At 74.2% G+C, this 16,967-nt stretch carries 19 protein-coding genes and 1 tRNA gene; 10 read left to right on the plus strand and 10 right to left on the minus strand.

Features of this window, described 5'->3' with window-relative positions; all coding sequences use genetic code 11:
- Positions 1 to 8 precede the first annotated feature (8 nt).
- Complete coding sequence (locus tag MLV88_RS16175; RefSeq protein WP_242355104.1) at positions 9 to 944, minus strand: lamin tail domain-containing protein; 936 nt, start codon at positions 942 to 944, stop codon at positions 9 to 11.
- Positions 941 to 1,585, minus strand: a complete 645-nt coding sequence (locus MLV88_RS16180) for a hypothetical protein (protein ID WP_242355106.1) — start codon at positions 1,583 to 1,585, stop codon at positions 941 to 943. The genes MLV88_RS16175 and MLV88_RS16180 overlap by 4 nt, the downstream gene beginning before the upstream one ends.
- A gap of 411 nt (positions 1,586 to 1,996) precedes the next feature.
- Between MLV88_RS16180 and MLV88_RS16185 the strand changes: the two genes are divergently transcribed.
- Genes MLV88_RS16185 through MLV88_RS16215 form a run of 7 tightly spaced genes read left to right on the plus strand, consistent with a single transcriptional unit; the run spans position 1,997 to position 7,962 of the window.
- Positions 1,997 to 2,368: a response regulator gene (locus MLV88_RS16185; RefSeq protein ID WP_242341349.1), complete on the plus strand. Its 372-nt coding sequence runs from the start codon at positions 1,997 to 1,999 to the stop codon at positions 2,366 to 2,368.
- A gap of 11 nt (positions 2,369 to 2,379) precedes the next feature.
- A complete protein-coding gene (locus tag MLV88_RS16190) occupies positions 2,380 to 3,162 on the plus strand; it encodes a GAF domain-containing protein (protein ID WP_242355107.1) in 783 nt (260 codons plus the stop codon).
- A 13-nt stretch (positions 3,163 to 3,175) separates the two neighbouring features.
- Entirely contained in the window at positions 3,176 to 3,682 is a 507-nt protein-coding gene (locus MLV88_RS16195; protein WP_308197058.1) for a chemotaxis protein CheD, read from the plus strand.
- Positions 3,683 to 3,696: 14 nt separating this feature from the next.
- The gene (locus MLV88_RS16200) at positions 3,697 to 5,385 is read left to right on the plus strand and encodes a chemotaxis protein CheA (protein WP_242360574.1); all 1,689 of its coding nucleotides are present in this window, start codon (positions 3,697 to 3,699) and stop codon (positions 5,383 to 5,385) included.
- 40 nt (positions 5,386 to 5,425) lie between these two features.
- Entirely contained in the window at positions 5,426 to 5,980 is a 555-nt protein-coding gene (locus MLV88_RS16205; RefSeq protein WP_242353070.1) for a chemotaxis protein CheW, read from the plus strand.
- Between the two features lie 6 nt (positions 5,981 to 5,986).
- Positions 5,987 to 6,898, plus strand: a complete 912-nt coding sequence (locus MLV88_RS16210; RefSeq protein WP_242353067.1) for a CheR family methyltransferase — start codon at positions 5,987 to 5,989, stop codon at positions 6,896 to 6,898.
- Positions 6,898 to 7,962 (plus strand): protein-glutamate methylesterase/protein-glutamine glutaminase, encoded by a 1,065-nt coding sequence (locus MLV88_RS16215; RefSeq protein WP_277956944.1) that lies wholly within the window; start codon positions 6,898 to 6,900, stop codon positions 7,960 to 7,962. Before MLV88_RS16210 ends, MLV88_RS16215 begins: the two co-directional genes overlap by 1 nt.
- Before the next feature lie 53 nt (positions 7,963 to 8,015).
- On the opposite strand, the gene iscX is transcribed toward MLV88_RS16215, so the two are convergent.
- The 7 genes from iscX to MLV88_RS16250 all read right to left on the minus strand — a co-directional run bounded on the left by iscX (position 8,016) and on the right by MLV88_RS16250 (position 13,258).
- Positions 8,016 to 8,213, minus strand: a complete 198-nt coding sequence (gene iscX / locus MLV88_RS16220) for a Fe-S cluster assembly protein IscX (RefSeq protein ID WP_242340275.1) — start codon at positions 8,211 to 8,213, stop codon at positions 8,016 to 8,018.
- 85 nt (positions 8,214 to 8,298) lie between these two features.
- Positions 8,299 to 8,604, minus strand: a complete 306-nt coding sequence (locus tag MLV88_RS16225) for a 2Fe-2S iron-sulfur cluster-binding protein (protein ID WP_242340276.1) — start codon at positions 8,602 to 8,604, stop codon at positions 8,299 to 8,301.
- Between the two features lie 5 nt (positions 8,605 to 8,609).
- A complete protein-coding gene (gene hscA / locus MLV88_RS16230; RefSeq protein ID WP_242340277.1) occupies positions 8,610 to 10,496 on the minus strand; it encodes a Fe-S protein assembly chaperone HscA in 1,887 nt (628 codons plus the stop codon).
- An 8-nt stretch (positions 10,497 to 10,504) separates the two neighbouring features.
- Positions 10,505 to 11,128, minus strand: coding sequence for a Fe-S protein assembly co-chaperone HscB (hscB, locus tag MLV88_RS16235; protein WP_242340278.1), 624 nt, complete (start codon positions 11,126 to 11,128; stop codon positions 10,505 to 10,507).
- A 92-nt stretch (positions 11,129 to 11,220) separates the two neighbouring features.
- Complete coding sequence (locus tag MLV88_RS16240) at positions 11,221 to 11,553, minus strand: HesB/IscA family protein (RefSeq protein ID WP_242340279.1); 333 nt, start codon at positions 11,551 to 11,553, stop codon at positions 11,221 to 11,223.
- Positions 11,554 to 11,568: 15 nt separating this feature from the next.
- Positions 11,569 to 12,030 (minus strand): Fe-S cluster assembly scaffold IscU, encoded by a 462-nt coding sequence (gene iscU, locus MLV88_RS16245; protein WP_242340280.1) that lies wholly within the window; start codon positions 12,028 to 12,030, stop codon positions 11,569 to 11,571.
- Between the two features lie 13 nt (positions 12,031 to 12,043).
- Positions 12,044 to 13,258, minus strand: coding sequence for an IscS subfamily cysteine desulfurase (locus tag MLV88_RS16250; RefSeq protein WP_242340281.1), 1,215 nt, complete (start codon positions 13,256 to 13,258; stop codon positions 12,044 to 12,046).
- Between the two features lie 153 nt (positions 13,259 to 13,411).
- On the opposite strand from MLV88_RS16250, the gene MLV88_RS16255 reads away from it, so the two are divergent.
- Positions 13,412 to 14,809 (plus strand): protein-disulfide reductase DsbD family protein, encoded by a 1,398-nt coding sequence (locus tag MLV88_RS16255; protein WP_242340282.1) that lies wholly within the window; start codon positions 13,412 to 13,414, stop codon positions 14,807 to 14,809.
- A 54-nt stretch (positions 14,810 to 14,863) separates the two neighbouring features.
- On the opposite strand, the gene MLV88_RS16260 is transcribed toward MLV88_RS16255, so the two are convergent.
- Positions 14,864 to 15,631 (minus strand): hypothetical protein, encoded by a 768-nt coding sequence (locus MLV88_RS16260; protein ID WP_242340283.1) that lies wholly within the window; start codon positions 15,629 to 15,631, stop codon positions 14,864 to 14,866.
- A 122-nt stretch (positions 15,632 to 15,753) separates the two neighbouring features.
- Between MLV88_RS16260 and MLV88_RS16265 the strand changes: the two genes are divergently transcribed.
- Both MLV88_RS16265 and argC read left to right on the plus strand, forming a co-directional pair.
- Positions 15,754 to 15,837 (plus strand) — tRNA-Leu (locus MLV88_RS16265).
- Between the two features lie 93 nt (positions 15,838 to 15,930).
- Positions 15,931 to 16,965 (plus strand): N-acetyl-gamma-glutamyl-phosphate reductase, encoded by a 1,035-nt coding sequence (gene argC / locus MLV88_RS16270; RefSeq protein WP_242340284.1) that lies wholly within the window; start codon positions 15,931 to 15,933, stop codon positions 16,963 to 16,965.
- Positions 16,966 to 16,967 lie beyond the last annotated feature (2 nt).

Raw genomic sequence — 16,967 nt, forward strand, 5'->3', positions numbered from 1 at the left:
GCTCCGGCTCACTCGCCGGGCGTCCCCTCCCCCTCGGCGCAGGCCAGGTTCTCCGCGACGTCCGGCCCGTCCACGTCGACGCGGACCGCCGCCGCGGGGCAGAGCGGCGCCGCCCCGCCCGCGCCGAACGTGGAGGCGACCGCGCCGGAGGGATCGAGGAGCAGGAGCTCCGGCGGCCGCTCGTTGGCGATCCCGCCGAGGAGCGCGGTCGCTCCGCAGGCGAGCACGGGCGTCCCGGGGGGCAGCGCGTACCGCCCGTCGTACGCGCCACCCGCGACGAGCGCGATCGCGCCCGGCGGGAGCGCGTCCTCGAGCCGCGCGCTCACCACGCACGAGGACAGCGCCCCGGTCGCCGAGCGCTTCGCGAGGCGCCAGCCGAGGAGATCGAGCACGCCCTCCCCGCGGTTCGCGATCTCCACGTACTCGCCGCCCGCCTCGGGCGTCGCCGCGTCCGCCCTCACCTCGGTGACGACCGGCCGCGGCGGCGGACCGGCCGCGCGCGCCGTCTCGAAGGCCCCCACGGACGGCCGGCGGCGGCCCTCGACGTCCAGCACCGGCCGTCCGTCCGCGGCGTGCACGCGCGACGACAGCACGAGCACGTAAGGGGCGAGCGCGCGCAGCGGCGCGCCGGGCGTGAGCATCGCCCGACGCCCTCCGTCGGCGAGCGCGACCGCCGCCGGGACGCGCGAGGCGAGCGCCGCGGCGCCCGCGTCCGACTCGACGGCCTCGAGCGCCTCGCGCAGGTCGGCTGCGGGGACGAGCGCGAGCCGTTCGCCGTCGAGGATGCCCTCGGGCGCGATGGGCGCGGTGAAGCGGATCTCCGCCACGACCGCCTCCGGGGCGACGCCCGGGCCCTCGGGCGCGACGCTCTCCACGCGCACGAACGGGGCGGGCTCGGGGAGGCCGCAGGCGGCGGCGAGCAGCAGGATGGCGGCGCGCCTCACGGCCGCCCCCGCACGCCGCGGGCGCCGGCGATCGCCGCGAGCTCGGCGCCGAGGCGATCGATCTCGAGCTCGGCCTGCGCGCGCGCGAGCGCGCTGCCGGGCGGGTCGAGGAGCAGCGAGAGCCGGAGGCGCTGCCGCTCGTAGTAGAGGGTGGTGGCGCGCTTCACCGCCTCCGCCCGGGCGCGGGCGCGGGCCGTCGCCTCCGCGGCAGCGGCGACCTCGCCCGTCGCGGCGACGAGGCCGCCCAGGTCCCACGTCGCGCGGAGCGTGACGGCGAAGCCCGGCGCGAGCCGCAGGTAGTCCACCTCGCCCGAGCCCTGCAGGCCGACGACGCGGTGACTGCGCTCGTCGCGCTGGTACTCGGCGGTCAGGCGCGGCAGCAGCGCGGCGAGGCGTGCACGCCGGGCGAAGCCCACGGCGCCGGGCGCCTCGGAGTCCGCCGCCTGCGCGGCGGCGGCCTGCACCTCCGCGATGGCGGGCTCTCCCGAGGAGAGGACCGCGAGCGCCCGGAGCGCCTCGGCGTCGGCCGCGGCCGCAGCGTCGGCGGGGCCCGCGCGCGCGGGCGCGGGATCGAGGGTGGAGGGGGCACGCGGGGTTGCCGCGACGAGCGCGGCGGCGACGGCGAGGGAGATCGGGGTCATGCGGTGCGCCCGAGCAGGGTCCGCGCCGGGGCATCTCAGCGTGATCCTGGGCTGTTTGCGTCCGCAGCACGTCCGCGCTCCGTCCGACGGTCTCCCGCGCGCCCGCCGCCCCCCATGCCGCGGCGGAGCGCCCCGGGCTCCCCCTACCCGGGGCTCGGGACACCCCGAGCCCGGGTCCTCCGGCTGTCGCACGTGGGCGAGACGTCGCGCCCCGTTCACGGTACGTCGATATCGTGCGCTCGGCTCGGCGGCGCGCGCGCAGGCGGGCGCGGATCCTCGGGAAAAGGGCTGGCCAGCGCGGCGGGCCCTGGGCGGCGCCGGTGGCGAGCGCGTACGCGTCGCACCCACCCTGCGCAGTGGTGCCGCGCTTGCACCTCGGCGGGTGCTCGCAGCTCCGAGGAGGCCGCCGTGATGGACCGGAAGAAGATCCTGCTCGTCGACGACTCGTCCACGGTGCTCCTCATGGAGCGGATGATCCTGTCGAAGGACGCCTACGACGTCGTCACCGCCAAGGACGGCGCGGAGGGCGTGGAGAAGGCGATCTCGGAGCGCCCGGACCTCATCCTGATGGACGTGGTGATGCCGCGCATGGACGGCTTCGAGGCCTGCCGGAAGCTGCGCCAGCAGCCCGACACGCGCGAGATCCCGGTCATCATGGTCACGACGCGCGGCGAGCTCGCGAGCGTCGAGTCCGGCTACGCGAGCGGCTGCAACGACTACGTCACGAAGCCCATCAACGGCCTCGAGCTGCTCGCCAAGGTGCGCAGCTGCCTCGGGCAGTAGCGAGCGACGCCATGGCCGATCCGCGCGACCGGACCCCTCCCCCGCCGCCCGCCGCCGCGGGCCAGGACCTCCAGAAGATGAGCGAGCGCCTGCGCGAGGTGATCACCTCGCTCCGCTCCGAGCAGCAGCGGCTCGCCTCCGAGGCGACGACGCCCGTGCCCGGTCGGGGTGCGCCCTCCGACCCGGGCGAGCACGAGCGGCGGCGGCTCACGAGCGAGCTCGCGCTGGCGCACGAGGCCATCGCGCACGCGAACGCGGAGCGCGACCGGCTCCGCGCACGGGTGGAGGAGCTCGAGGCCGAGCAGCGGAGGCTCTCCGACGACTACGTCGCCGCGCAGGAGCGCACCACCGAGCTCGCGCAGCTCTTCGTCGCGCTGGAGCGGCTGCACGGCGGCCGCTCGCGCGCGGACGTCGTCGCCGCGGTGCAGGAGATCGTCATCAACGTGGTGGGGTCGGAGGAGCTCGCGCTCTTCGAGCGGCGCGGCGACTCGCTCGATCTGCTGAAGGCGTTCGGGGTGGACCCCGGGCCGATCCACACCGTCGCGGTCGGCGAGGGGATCATCGGCCGGGCCGCTTCGTCCGGCGCCACGTGGATCGCGGGCCGCGATCCCGCCCCCGAGCCCTGCGATCCGGAGCTCTCCGCCTGCATCCCGCTGCGCGCCGGGGACGCGACCGTCGGCGCGCTCGCCATCTGGCGGCTCCTCGGCCACAAGCCGATCCTCGACGAGCAGGACCACGCCGTGTTCGACCTCCTCTCCACGCACGCCGGGCTCGCGCTCGCGCTGCGCGCCTGAGGCCGCGAGGCGCGTGACCGCTCGCACCGCCACCCTCCCCGAGCGGCCGAACGCCGCCGCGCCCGACCTCGCCGGCCGCGCCCAGGTCTACCTGCACGCCGGCCAGCTCGCGACCGCCGCCACGCGCACGGCCATCACCACCGTGCTCGGCTCGTGCGTGGCGGTGTGCCTGCACGATCCCGCGAGCGGGGTCGGCGGCATGAACCACTTCCTCCTGCCGCACCCGGTGGGGCGCGAGCGCTCGGTCCGCTTCGGCAACGTCGCGGTGCCCGAGCTCGTGGACGCGGTCGTCCGGGCCGGGGCGGCGCGCGCCGCGCTCGTCGCGAAGGTGTTCGGCGGCGCGAGCGTCATCGGCGCGTTCCGCGGCTCCCGCAACCTCGGCGAGGAGAACGTCGAGCTCGCCCTGCGCCTCCTCGGGGAGGCCCGCATCCCGGTGCTCGACCAGGACGTCGGCGGCGCGCGGGGTCGCAAGCTGATCTTCTTCGCGGACGAGGGCACCGCCTGGGTGCGGCAGCTGTGAACGGCGGAGGCGACATGGACGAACTCGGCATCGATCGCGAGCTGCTCGTGCAGACGTTCCTCGCGGAGGCGGAGGAGACGTTCGGGCGCATGGAGCAGGCGCTCGTCGCCCTCGAGGCACGGCCCGGCGACGAGGCCATCCTGCACGCGCTCTTCCGGGACGCGCACACCGTGAAGGGCGGGGCCGCGCTCGTCGGCTTCGACGGCGTCCGCGAGCTCGCGCACGACCTCGAGGACGTGCTCGAGCGGCTCCGAGGGCGGAGCCTCGGCGTCACCGACGCGCTCGTCACGCTCCTCCTCCGCTCCGTCGACGTGCTCCGCGGGTCGGTCGCGGCGGCCGCCGCGGGCGCGCGGGAGGAGCCCGCCGCCGCGCTCGCGTTCCGGCGCCGACTCGCCGCCGCCGCGCAGGCCGCCGGGTCCGCCCCCGGCGCGGGCGAGCCCGGGGCGTCCTCCTCGCCGGCCGGAGGCCACGCCGGCCCCGGCGACGCGTACGAGCCCGCCGGGCCTGCCCACGCGAGCGCGCGCACGCTGCGCGTGGACGTGACGAAGCTCGACCGCATGCTCGACCTGTCGGGCGAGATCGCCATCGCCCGCGGCAGGCTCACGGATCTCCTCGAGCAGCGCGCCGGCGCCGGGGCCGAGCAGCTCCTCGAGGCGCACCGCGAGGCGGACCGGCTGTACCAGGACCTGCAGGAGCTCATCACGAAGGCCCGGATGGTGCCGATCGGGCCGACCTTCCACCCGCACGCCCGGACCGTCCGCGACGCCGCGGCCGCCCTCGGGAAGCGCGCGCGCCTCGTCGTCGAGGGTGAGGACGTCGAGGTGGACACCGCGGTCATCGAGCACATCCGCGACCCGCTCACGCACATGGTCCGCAACGCCCTCGACCACGGCATCGAGCCGCCCGACGTCCGGCGCGCGCGCGGCAAGGCTCCCATCGGGACCGTGGTGCTGCGCGCCTTCCACGAGGCGGGGAGCATGGTGATCCAGGTCTCGGACGACGGGGCCGGCCTCGACCGCGCGCGCATCGCGGCGCGGGCGGTCGCGCAGGGGCTCGCGCCGGACGCGGCGCGCGTCACGGACGAGGAGGCGGGACGGCTCGTGTTCGAGCCGGGCTTCTCCACCGCCGACGCGGTCACCGAGCTCTCGGGCCGCGGGGTCGGCATGGACGTCGTGCGCAGGAACGTCGAGGCGCTGCGAGGCTCGGTCGCGATCCGGAGCGTCCCGGGCGCTGGCACGGAGATCACGATCCGCGTCCCGCTCACGCTCGCCATCATCCAGGGCTTCAAGGTGGGCGTCGCCGCGGAGACCTTCATCCTGCCGCTCGACGCGGTCGTGGAGTGCCTCGAGCTGCCCACGGAGGAGTGCGCGGCGTCCGCGCCCTGCGGGATCCTGAACGTGCGGGGCGCCCCGCTGCCGTACCTGCGCCTGCGGGACCACTTCGGCCTCGGCGGCGCGCGCCCCGGGCGCGAGAACGTGGTGGTGGTCCGGCATGGGGCGCACACGGCCGGCGTCACCGTGGACGCGCTGCACGGTGAGTCCTCCACGGTGGTGAAGCCGCTCGGCCGGATGTTCGGCGGAGTGCCCGGCATCTCGGGCTCGTCCATCCTCGGCAACGGCCGGGTGGCGCTCATCCTCGACGTCGGCGGGCTCCTGCGGGAGACCCTGCGGCGCGCGGCCACGGCAGAGGCGAATGCGGCGTGAAAGGACGGGGGCGCAACCTCGTCATGACTGGGAGCCCGATATGACACAGGCGACGGAAGCGGACGATCGCGCGCAGTACCTCTCCTTCTCCCTCGCGGGCGGCGAGTACGGCGTCGGCATCCTCAAGGTGAAGGAGATCCTCCAGTACGAGACGGTCACGCGCGTGCCGTCCACCCCGCGCTCCGTGCGCGGCGTCATCAACCTGCGCGGCCAGGTCGTCGCGGTCGTCGATCTCGCCGCCAAGTTCGGGCTGCCGGAGACGGAGGTCTCCCGCCTCACCTGCATCCTCATCGTCGAGGCGCGGCTCGACGGCCAGGACACGGTCGTGGGCGTCATGGCGGACGCGGTGCAGGAGGTCATCGAGCTCGGGCCCGCGGACGTCGAGCCGGCCCCGCCCTTCGGCACGGCGGTGAAGGTCGACTTCCTCCTCGGCATGGGGAAGGTCGGCAAGCGCTTCGTGCTGCTGCTCGACCTCGACCGCGTCATCTCGGCCGACGAGAAGGAGTTCGCGCGCGACGCCGCCACCGGCGCGCTCGAGGCCGCGCTCGAGGCCGCTCCGGAGGCTCCGGCCGGCGACGCGGTCGAGGCCGCGTAGGCGCGCGTGACGGTGCACGCGGAGCGGCGGGCGCGACAGGTGGCCGGCGCGGGGAGCGTCCCCGCCGTCGTGGCGCCGGCCGTGAGCGCCGTGACGGACGGCGAGTTCGAGCTGTTCCAGCGCCTCATCCACGCCGAGGCCGGGATCTGGCTCGCGCCGGTGAAGAAGGCCCTCCTCGTGGGCCGGCTCGCCCGGCGGCTGCGGGAGCTCGGCCTCACGAGCTACCACGCCTACTACGAGCGCGTCCGCGGGGACGCGGCCGAGAAGGTGCGGATGCTCGACGCGATCTGCACGAACGAGACGCACTTCTTCCGCGAGCCCCGCCACTTCGAGTTCCTGCGAGAACAGGTGTTCCCCGCGCTGCGCGAGGAGGCCGAGGCGGGCCGGCGCGCGCGGCGGATCCGGGTGTGGAGCGCGGCGTGCTCGAGCGGCGAGGAGCCCTACTCGCTCGCGATGTCGCTCCTCGACGCGTTCCCCTCCGGCTGGGAGCTCGAGATCCTCGCGACCGACCTCTCCACCCGGATCCTCGACCGCGCCCGCGCCGCGGTGTGGCCGATCGACAAGGCGAGCGAGATCCCCGAGGCCTACCTCAAGGCCTACATGCTCCGCGGGGTCGGCAGCCAGGAGGGGCTCATGAAGGCGGGGCCCGAGATCCGCGCGCGGGTGCGCTTCGACCGGGTGAACCTGAACGGCGACGCCTGGCCCGACGCGCGCTTCGACCTCGTGTTCTGCCGGAACGTCCTCATCTACTTCGAGCGCAAGGCGAAGGAGCGCGTGGTCGAGCGGCTCATCGACCGGCTCGAGCCGGGCGGGCACCTCTTCCTCGGGCACGCGGAGAGCCTCGGCGGGCTCACCACCCGCGCGCGGGCCGCCATGCCCACCGTGTACACGCTGCCGCCTCCGGCGCGGAGCGCCTGATGCCCGCCCGCGTCCTCGTGGTCGACGACTCCGCCGTGGTGCGGCTGGCGCTCACGCAGATCCTCGGCCGCGCGGGGCTCACGGTCGCCACGGCGCACGACCCGCTCATCGCCATGGAGAAGATGCGCCGGGAGCGCCCGGACGCGATCGTCCTCGACATCGAGATGCCGCGGATGGACGGGCTCACCTTCCTGCGCAAGGTGATGGCCGAGGATCCCGTCCCGGTGGTGGTCTGCTCCGGCCTCGCCGGCCCGGGCACCGAGATCGCGCTGCGCGCGCTGGAGGAGGGCGCGGTCGACCTCGTGGCGAAGCCGCGCCTGGGGGTGAAGGGGTTCCTCGAGGACTCGGCCGTGCGCCTCGTGCAGGTCGTCCGCGCCGCCGTGCTCGCGCGCGTCCCCCGCCGGACGGCCGGCTCGCGCCCGGGGATCAAGCTCTCCGCCGACGCGGTGCTCCCGGCCCGCCCGGCGGCCCGCGGCGCGGCCGAGCGCGTCGTGGTCATCGGCGCGTCCACCGGCGGGACCGAGGCGCTCCGCCAGATCCTCGAGGCGCTGCCCGCGGACGCCCCGGGCATCGCCATCGTCCAGCACATGCCCGAGGTGTTCACCGCGCAGTTCGCGGCGCGCCTCGATCGGAGCTGCCGCGTGGAGGTGAAGGAGGCCGCGCACGGCGACCGGCTCGGTCCGGGCCGGGCGCTCGTCGCCCCCGGCAACCGGCACCTGGCGCTCCGGCGTTCGGGCGCGCAGTACGTCGTCCACGTCCTCGACGGTCCCCCCGTGTCGCTGCACCGGCCGAGCGTGAACGTCCTGTTCCGCTCCGCGGCCCAGGCGGCGGGCGGGAATGCGGCCGGCGTGATCCTCACCGGCATGGGCGACGACGGCGCGGAGGGCCTCGCCGAGCTCCGCGCCGCCGGCGCGCGCACCTTCGCGCAGGACGAGGCGAGCTGCGTGGTGTTCGGCATGCCGAAGGAGGCGATCGCGCGAGGCGCGGTCGAGCAGGTCCTCCCGCTCCCGCGCATCGCGCCCGCCCTGCTGGAGTGGTGGCGGGCGCCGCCGCGGCGCGGCTGAGGGCCGGGCTCGCTTTGCTCGCCGGTCCGCGCCTCACGACCGGCGAGGGTCCGTCAGTCCTCGACCTCGTCGAGCCAGGCCATCTGGATGGCCTCGAGGACCTTCTCGTTCGACTTCTCCGGATCGTCCGCGAAGCCGGGGAGCTCGCGCACCCAGCGGTGCAGGTCGGTGAAGCGGACGGAGAGCGGCGCCACGCCGGGGTGCGTCTCGGCGAGGGCGATGGCGATGTCGCGCACGTCGGTCCATCTCATCGGTGACTCCTGTTCTGACGGGGACTGCGCCCCCGGCCGGCGGGCTCGCTTCGCTCGCCGAGCGTTCGTGTGGAGAACGGGTCCGTCAGGAGGCGATCCGGTTCCCGGGGATCCGCACGACCACGTCCTCGTCCGAGACGCAGGCCTGGCAGCCGAGCCGCGAGCTCGGCTGGAGCCCGGCGGCCTCGTTCAGCTTGTCGTCCTCGCGATCCTCGATCTCGGAGAGCGAGTCGAGCCCCGCCTCGATCCAGACGTGGCAGGTGGTGCAGGCCGCGACGCCGCCGCAGTTGTGGGGGAGCTCGACCCCGGCCTGCTCGGCGGCCTCCAGGATCGACGAGCCGCGGCGGACCTCCGCGCTCTTTCCCTCGGGCAGGAAGGTGACCTTCGGCATGCGCGCTACGCCCCCTCGTCCTCGAGATCGCCGTCCTTGGAGCCGGTCGCGCGCGGGTGCTCGACGATGCTCTCGGCGAACTCCTGCACGCGGTGGCCGGCCATCGCCTGGCGGATGTGCTTGTCCATCCGCCGCTCGGCGAACGCCTTCGAGGCGGCGTCCACCGACTCGATCCACGCCTTGATCGCGAGGTAGTCCGGGCCGGCCATGGCGTCCCGCAGCCCGCGCATGCGCTCCTCGATCGGCGCCCGCTCGGCGTCGGTGAGCAGCCCGCCGTCGAGCTCGAAGGCGGACTCGAGCGAGCCGAGGATCCGGTCGCCCTCCACGCGCCACTCGACGAGGAAGCGCTGGGTCACGTCCTCCTCGGCGTGCTCGATGCTCTCGACGAGCATCTGCTCGACCTCCTCCTCCGTGAGGCCGTAGGTCGCCTTCACCTGGATCTTCTGCTCGATGCCGGTCGTGAGCTCGCGCGCCGAGACCTGGAGGATCCCGTCCGCGTCCACGGCGTAGGTGATCTCGACGCGCGCGATCCCCGCCGGCATGGGGGGGATGCCCTTCAGCGTGAAGCGCGCGAGGGAGCGGCAGTCGCGGGCGAGCTCGCGCTCGCCCTGCACGACGTGCACGACCATCCCGGTCTGGCCGTCGGCGTAGGTCGTGAACTGCTGGGTGGCGCTCGCCGGGATGGTCGAGTTCCGCATGATGATCTTCTCGACGACCCCGCCCATCATCTCGACGCCGAGCGACAGCGGGATGACGTCGAGCAGGAGCAGGTCCTCGCGCCCGCCGCGGTCGAGCGCGTCGGCCTGCACCGCGGCGCCGAGCGCGACCACCGTGTCGGGGTCGAGGTCCGTGAGCGGCTCCTGCCCGAAGATCCGCCGCACGTGGCGGCGCACGAGCGGCGTCCGCGTCGCGCCGCCGACGAGGACCACCCCGTCCACCTTCGCGACGTTCGCGTCGCGCAGCGCCGCCTCGCACGGTCCGGTCGTGCGATCCACCACCGGCTGGATGAGCGCCTCCAGCTCGGCGCGGGTGAGCCGCGCCCGCAGGCGGTGGCCCTCGGGGAGCTCCACGTCCGCCTCGACCACCTCGTGCGCGGTCAGCTCCTCGCGGATCTTCTGCGCCGCGGCCACCGCCCCGCGCAGCACGGCCGGCGACGGCGCGCCGTTCGGGGGCGTGAGCCCGTCCTCCATGAGCCTCCGCGCCACGAGCCGGTCGAAGTCGTCGCCGCCGAGGTGCGTGTCGCCCACGGTGGAGAGCACCTCGAAGACCCCGGCGTCGAGCCGCAGGATCGACACGTCGAACGTGCCGCCGCCGAGGTCGTACACGGCGAAGATGCCCTGCGAGCGCTTGTCGAGCCCGTACGCGAGGGCCGCCGCGGTGGGCTCGTTGAGGAGCCGGAGCACGTCGAGGCCGGCGAGCCGCCCGGCGTCCTTGGTCGCCTGGCGCTGCGCGTCGTCGAAGTAGGCGGGGACGGTGATGACGCAGCCGCCCGGCGCGCCGCCGAGCGCCTCCGCGGCGCCCCGCTTCAGGACGCGGAGGATCTCGGCGGAGACCTCGATCGGCGTGACGGCGCGCGTGCCGCCGTTCAGGACGAGCCGCACGACCGCCCCGGACTCGTCGAAGCGGTAGATGCCGCGGTCCTCGGGGCGGATGTCCCCGGGGCCGCGGCCCATGAAGCGCTTCACCGAGAGGATGGTGTCGAGCGGCCGCTCCGGCGCCCGGCGCTTCGCGCCCGCGCCGACCTCCGGGTCGCCGCCCGCGTCGTAGTACACCGCCGAGGGGAGGAGCCGGCTCCCGCCGTCCACCTCCAGCACCTGCGGGCGGTTCCGCTCGTCCACGTGGGCGACGAGCGAGTTCGTCGTGCCGAGATCGATCCCGATCGCGCGCGGCATGTGGCTCCTCAGGGTCCGGCGGCGGCGGCGCCGCGTTCGGCGTCCGCCACGATGTTGTCGTAGTACCGCGCGCGGGAGAGGCGCCGCGCGATCTCCACCGGCAGCTCCGAGAACCAGTGGTCGTCCTCGAACATGCCTCCGACCTCCGCCTCGATCCCTTCGAGCCGGGAGCGCGCCGCGCGCGCGATGCGCCGCAGGGCCTCCCCGTCGCCGTCGGAGAGCGCGAGGGCGAGCGCCTCCCGCCACTCCAGCTGCTCCTCCAGGAACTCGGGGTCGGTGAAGGTCCGCCCCTCGGAGAACACGTCCGTCCCGGCGAGCTTCAGGAGGTAGGCGGCGCGGAGCCGCCAGTCCTTCAGGTAGCGGAAGGCGTCGTTGAGGCGGGTGGCGCGCTCCAGGGAGAGCCGCCGCTCCCGCGGTTCGGCGCGCGCGAACCGATCCGGGTGGAGCACGCGGGAGAGCTCGCGGAAGCGCCGCTCGAGGTCGGCCCGGTCGAGCGCGAACTCGCGCGGGAGGCCGAGGAGCGAGAAGTAGTCCTCGGTGCGCGCGACCGGCTGGATCTTGCGGCAACGCGGGCAGAAGAGCGTCCCGCTCTCCAGCTCCAGCTCGCAGCTCCAGCAGGTCGGGTGGCGCATCTCAGATCGGGTGGCGCATGCTCTCGAAAAGAGCATTCCCGCTCGCCCGGGGAGATCCCGGCGCCGAGCGGGAACGCACTAGCACGTATCGACTAGATCGTGAACGACTCGCCGCAGCCGCAGGCGCTCTTCACGTTGGGGTTTCTGAACACGAAGCCGCTCTGCATCAGCGTCTGCTGCCAGTCCACCACCGTGCCCGCGAGGAACACGGCGCTCTTCGGGTCGACGAAGAGCCGCGCGCCGTCCCGCTCGATCACCTGATCGTGCTTGGCGGGCTCGGCGGCCCAGTCGATGACGTAGGAGAGGCCCGAGCAGCCGCCCCCCTTCACGCCCAGGCGAAGGCCGCCGTTGGGCGTCCCCTTCTCCGCCGAGAGGGCGCGGATCCGCACCGCCGCCTTCTCGCTCAGGTCGATGTTCCCCGCCATCCTTCGCGCCTCCCCTCAGATCCCGGACTTCAGCACGCCGCGCTCGAGCAGCGCCGCGCGATCGCCCTGGACCGTGTCAGCCTTCACCGTCGGGTCGAGGCCGTGCTTCTTCTGCCAGTCGGCGACGGCCGCCTTGATGGCGTCCTCCGCGAGGACCGAGCAGTGGATCTTCACCGGCGGCAGGTTGAGCTCGTTCGCCACGTCGGTGTTCTTGATGGTCAGCGCCTCGTCGACGGTCTTGCCCTTCACCCACTCGGTCACGAGCGAGGAGGACGCGATCGCCGATCCGCAGCCGAACGTCTTGAACTTCGCGTCCTCGATGACGCCGTCGCCGTTCACCCTGATCTGCAGCTTCATCACGTCCCCGCAGGCCGGGGCGCCGACGAGCCCGGTCCCGACGTCCGGGTCGCCCTTGTCGAGCGAGCCGACGTTGCGGGGGTTCTCGTAGTGATCGAGGAGCTTTTCCGAGTACGACATCTTCGTTCCTTCGCTAGTGGGGGTTCGCCCACTCGATCTGAGACAGGTCGACCCCGTCCTTCACCATCTCGTAGAGCGGCGACATCTCGCGGAGCTTCTTGACCTTCGCGACCACGAGGCGGACGACGTGGTCCACCTCCTCCTCGGTCGTGAACCTCCCGAGGCCGAAGCGGATCGAGGAGTGCGCGAGGTCCTCCGAGATGCCCATCGCGCGCAGCACGTACGACGGCTCGAGCGACGCGCTCGTGCAGGCCGACCCGGACGACACGGCCACGTCCTTGATGGCCATCATCAGCGCCTCGCCCTCGACGTAGGCGAAGCTGACGTTCAGGTTGCCCGGGACGCGGTGCGCGAGGCTGCCGTTCACGGTCAGGAGATCGAGGCCCGCCTGGAGGCCCTTGCGGAGCCGCTCGCGGAGCGCCAGCACCCGCGCCGCCTCGGCGGCGCCCTCGAGCCGCGCGAGCTCGGCGGCCTTGCCCATCCCCACGATGCCGGGCACGTTCAGCGTGCCGGAGCGGAACCCGCGCTCGTGGCCGCCGCCGTCCATCTGCGCCGTGAGCCGCACGCGCGGCTTGCGCCGGACGTACAGCGCGCCCATGCCCTTCGGCCCGTACATCTTGTGCGCGGAGATCGAGGCGAGGTCCACGTTCGCCTGCTCCACGTCGAACGGGACCTTCCCGACGCCCTGCACCGCGTCGCAGTGGAAGAGCACGCCCGCCGCGCGCGTGATCCGCCCGATCTCCTCGATGGGGTGGAGGACGCCGGTCTCGTTGTTGGCGTGCATGATCGAGACGAGGGTCGTGTCCTTCCGCAGCGCCGCCTTCAGCCGGGCGGGATCGAGCCGTCCGTCCTTCTCGACGTCGAGGAAGGTCACCTCGAAGCCCTGCCGCTCGAGCGCGTGCATCGAGTCGAGCACCGCCTTGTGCTCGGTCTTGCAGGTGACGAGGTGCTTGCCCTTCGACTGGTAGAACTGCGCGACGCCCTTCACCGCGAGGTTGTCGGACTCGGTCGCGCCGCTCGTCCAGACGATCTCCTTGGCGGAGGCGCCGATGAGCTTCGCCACCTCCTCGCGCGCTGCCTCGACCGCCTCCTCGGCGTGCCAGCCGAACACGTGGCTCTTGGAGGCCGCGTTTCCGAACTGCTCGGAGAAGTACGGGAGCATCGCCTCGAGCACCCGGCGATCGACCGGGGTCGTGGCGTGATAATCCATGTAGATGGGAATCTTCATCGCACCCGAGGGCTCTTAAGCTTCAGGGAACGCTAACGCCCGGACGTCGACGGGCGGGGTCGAGTATAAGGAAATCAGCCACCCGGTCAAGCGTGCACCGCAAGCAAGCATCGGGCGACACAGCGGAATTTCGTTACCGTTCCCAAGGGACACATGCGCCTTCCGACCCGGATCCTCCTCGCAGCGCTGACCTTCGCGGCGGTCGCGTGGCTGCCTGAGCTGGTCGGCCTGGGCCCGACCGGGTCCCAGAGCGACCTCCAGCTCGGCACCCTGCTCGCCGAGGGCTCGATCGTCGCGTTCGCCGTCGCCTTCGTGGGGGGCGTCGCGACGAGCCTCACCCCCTGTGTGTACCCGCTCATCCCGATCACCGTCTCCATCTTCGGCGCCCGCAAGGCCGGCACCCGCTCCGAGGCGATGGCGCTCTCCGGGCTGTACGTCCTCGGGATCGCCGCGATGTACTCCGCGCTCGGCGTGGGCGCGGCGCTCACCGGCAAGGCGTTCGGGAGCGTGATGCAGAACCCGTGGGTGATCGGGCTCGTCGCGCTCGTGCTCGCCGCGATGGCCGCCTCGATGTTCGGCGCGTTCGAGCTGCAGCTCCCCTCGTCGCTCCAGGCGCGGCTGTCCGGCGTCGGCGGCGCGGGCCGCGCCGGCGCGTTCGCGATGGGGCTCGTCTCCGGCGTCATCGCCGCGCCCTGCACCGGGCCCGTGCTCGCGGCGGCGCTCACCTTCGTCGCCGCTAAGGGCTCGGTCGCGTTCGGGCTCGGCATCATGTTCACCTACGCGCTCGGCATGGGGCTGCTCTTCTTCCTCATCGGCGCGTTCTCGATCTCGCTGCCGAAGAGCGGCGCCTGGATGGAGACCGTGAAGTCGGTCTTCGGCGTCGCGCTCCTCGCCGCGGCCGGCATCTTCCTGAAGGACGCCTTCCCGCAGGTGAAGCCGATCTTCTCCGCCGCCCGCGAGGCGGCGTTCGTCGCGGCCGCGCTCGCGGCTGCCGGCGTCGCCCTCGGCGCGCTGAACGCGAGCTTCCACGGGCCCGCCGGCGAGCGGCTCGCGAAGGGGCTCGGGGTCGCGCTGCTCGTGGGTGGGATCGTCTACGCCGCCGGCGCCGCCGGGGCGCGGGAGCGCGCGCGCTCGGCCGCGGCGTTCGCGTGGCTGCACTCCGAGGAGGAGGCGATCGCGCTCGCGAAGACCTCCGGTCGCCCGGTCATCATCGACTTCTGGGCCGAGTGGTGCACGGCCTGCAAGGAGCTCGACAAGACCGCGTGGGCCGACCCGCGCGTGCGCGAGGAGGCGAGCCGCTTCGTCGCGGTGAAGCTCGACGGGACGGACGGGTCCGAGGCGTTCCAGGCGCTCGCGGAGAAGTACGGGGTGGTCGGGATGCCGACCGTGGTCTTCATCGACCCGCGCGGCCGCGAGGTGCCCGACCGCGTGATCGGCGCGATCCCGGCGCAGGAGATGGTGGGCAAGCTGCGCGCCGTGGACGCGGCCTGCGAGCGCGCGCCGGCCGCCCCGAAGACGGCGGGCGCGCTCGCCTGCGCCGCGCGCTGGTAGCGCGCGGCGGCGCTGGCGCGAAGGGGAGGAGGCCCCGCCGCGGGCCCGCGAGCGCTACAGGACCTGGTAGCCCGCCAGCACCAGGAACTGAAGATCCGCCATGCCGTCGCGCAGGGGCGCGTCGCCGGCGCCGACGCGGAAGCCGACCGCGGCGCGGACGCCGACCGTCAGCTCGTCGTAGAGCGGGGTCTCGTAGGAGGCCGCGGCGCGCGGGGTGAAGAGCACGCCGGCGTCGTAGCGGGTGGTCACCGTGATGGGCGCCTCGCCGGAGAGCGAGACGACCCCGCCGGCGGCGCGCGTCGAGAGGACGAGCGCGGGCGCGAGCTCGAGGCCGCGGTCCTTGTGGTTCTCGTCGTGGATCCACTCGCCGCCGAAGTTCGCGTACCAGGCGAGGCCCACGCGGCCGGCGAGGTCGAAGCCGCCGGCGGTGCCGAGCGGGCGGCGGTAGAAGGCGCCGAGGCGCAGCTCGGTCTTCGCCCAGTCGAGATCCCCGAACACGCCGAGGTCGTCCTGCGGCGTGAGCCCCTGCGCCCAGGCGATCCCGAGCGAGGACCAGCCGGCCCAGGCGAGCGTCGCCGACCCGCCGCCGAGCGGCTCCGCGGAGAGGAGCGAGAGGGTGCGGGGGGGACGCCGCGCAGTGCCGGTCGGGGTGGAGGTGGCGCGAGGCGCCGCGGGGGTCGCCGGGCGCGCGGGCTCGGCCTGCGCCGGGGCTTCCTGGCCCGGCGGCGTCTCGTAGGGCCAGTCCTCGGGCGGCGCCTGGGGGGCGCCCTGCGCGGAGCCCGTCGCGAGCACGAGGTTGAGGGCGAAGAGCGAGGCGAGCATGCGGGTCCTCCGGGCCGCGCATTCTAGCGACGAAGCGGCGCGGCAGGGACGGAACGGATGGGCGGCCGGGGGATTCCCGGTTGACACCCCGTCGGCGCACGGCATATGAGGAGGCCCCCAAAGCCCAGGTGGCGGAACTGGTAGACGCACCAGATTCAGGGTCTGGCGGCCTCAAAACCGTGGAGGTTCGAATCCTCTCCTGGGCACTCGGGCCGGCGGGACACGCTCCCGCCGGCCCGTTTCCGTTCCGCCCCCCCCCGCTTGACCTTCCCCGCGCGTCTGCATAGATATGCAGACCCATGCATGTCCATCCGGTCTCGGTGGTCGGGGCCTCCGGCTACACCGGCCTCGAGCTGACGCGGCTCCTCGCGCGCCACGCGCACGTCCGCGTCGCGGCGCTCTACTCCGATCGCTGGGCGGACGAGCCCGCCGGCGGGCGGCTCCCGCTCTCGGGTGAGCTCGCGGCGCTGCGCTACCGCCCGCTCGCCGAGGCCGAGCGCGCCGACGGCGAGATCGTGTTCCTGGCGACGCCCGCGGAGGTGTCCGCCGCGCTCACGCCGAGGCTGCTCGCGCGCGGCGCCCGCGTCGTGGATCTCTCCGGCGCGTTCCGGCTCGCGGACCCCGCGGCCTACCCGGCCTGGTACGGGTTCCCGCACCCCGCCCCCGAGCTCCTCGCCGAGGCGCGGTACGGCCTGCCCGAGCTCGCGCGCGCCGGGCTCGCGGGAGCCAGGCTCGTCACGAACCCGGGCTGCTACGCGACCTCCATCGCGCTCGCCGTGGCGCCCCTCGTGAAGTCGGGGCTCGTGTCGCCGGACGGGATCGTCGTCACCGGCCTCTCCGGCGTGTCCGGCGCCGGCCGCAAGGCGAGCGAGGACTACAGCTTCGTCGAGGTCGGGGACGACCTGCGCGCCTACCGCCTCGGCCGCCACCAGCACGTGCCCGAGATCGAGCAGACGGTGCTGCGCCACGCCGGCGCCTGCGGCCCGATCGCGTTCACCCCGGTGCTCGTCCCCATCCGCCGCGGGATCCTCTCCTCCGTCGCGCTCCGGCTCGCCGGCGGCGCGCGTCCGGCCGACCTCGAGGGCGCGCTCCGCGCCGCGTACGCCGAGGAGCCGTTCGTGAAGGTCCTCGCCGCGGACAAGGTCATGGTGAAGGACGTGCTCCACACGAACCGCGCCCACGTCGGCGTCGCGGTGGACCCGCGGGCCGGGATCGCGCTCGCCACCTCCGCCATCGACAACCTCGTGAAGGGCGCCGCCGGCCAGGCCGTGCAGGCGATGAACGCGGCGATGGGCTGGCCCGAGACGGCCGGGCTCGACCTGCTCGGAGGCTGACC

It is taken from the genome of Anaeromyxobacter soli, assembly GCF_022808855.1.
Classification (GTDB): Bacteria; Myxococcota; Myxococcia; order Myxococcales; family Anaeromyxobacteraceae; genus Anaeromyxobacter; species Anaeromyxobacter soli.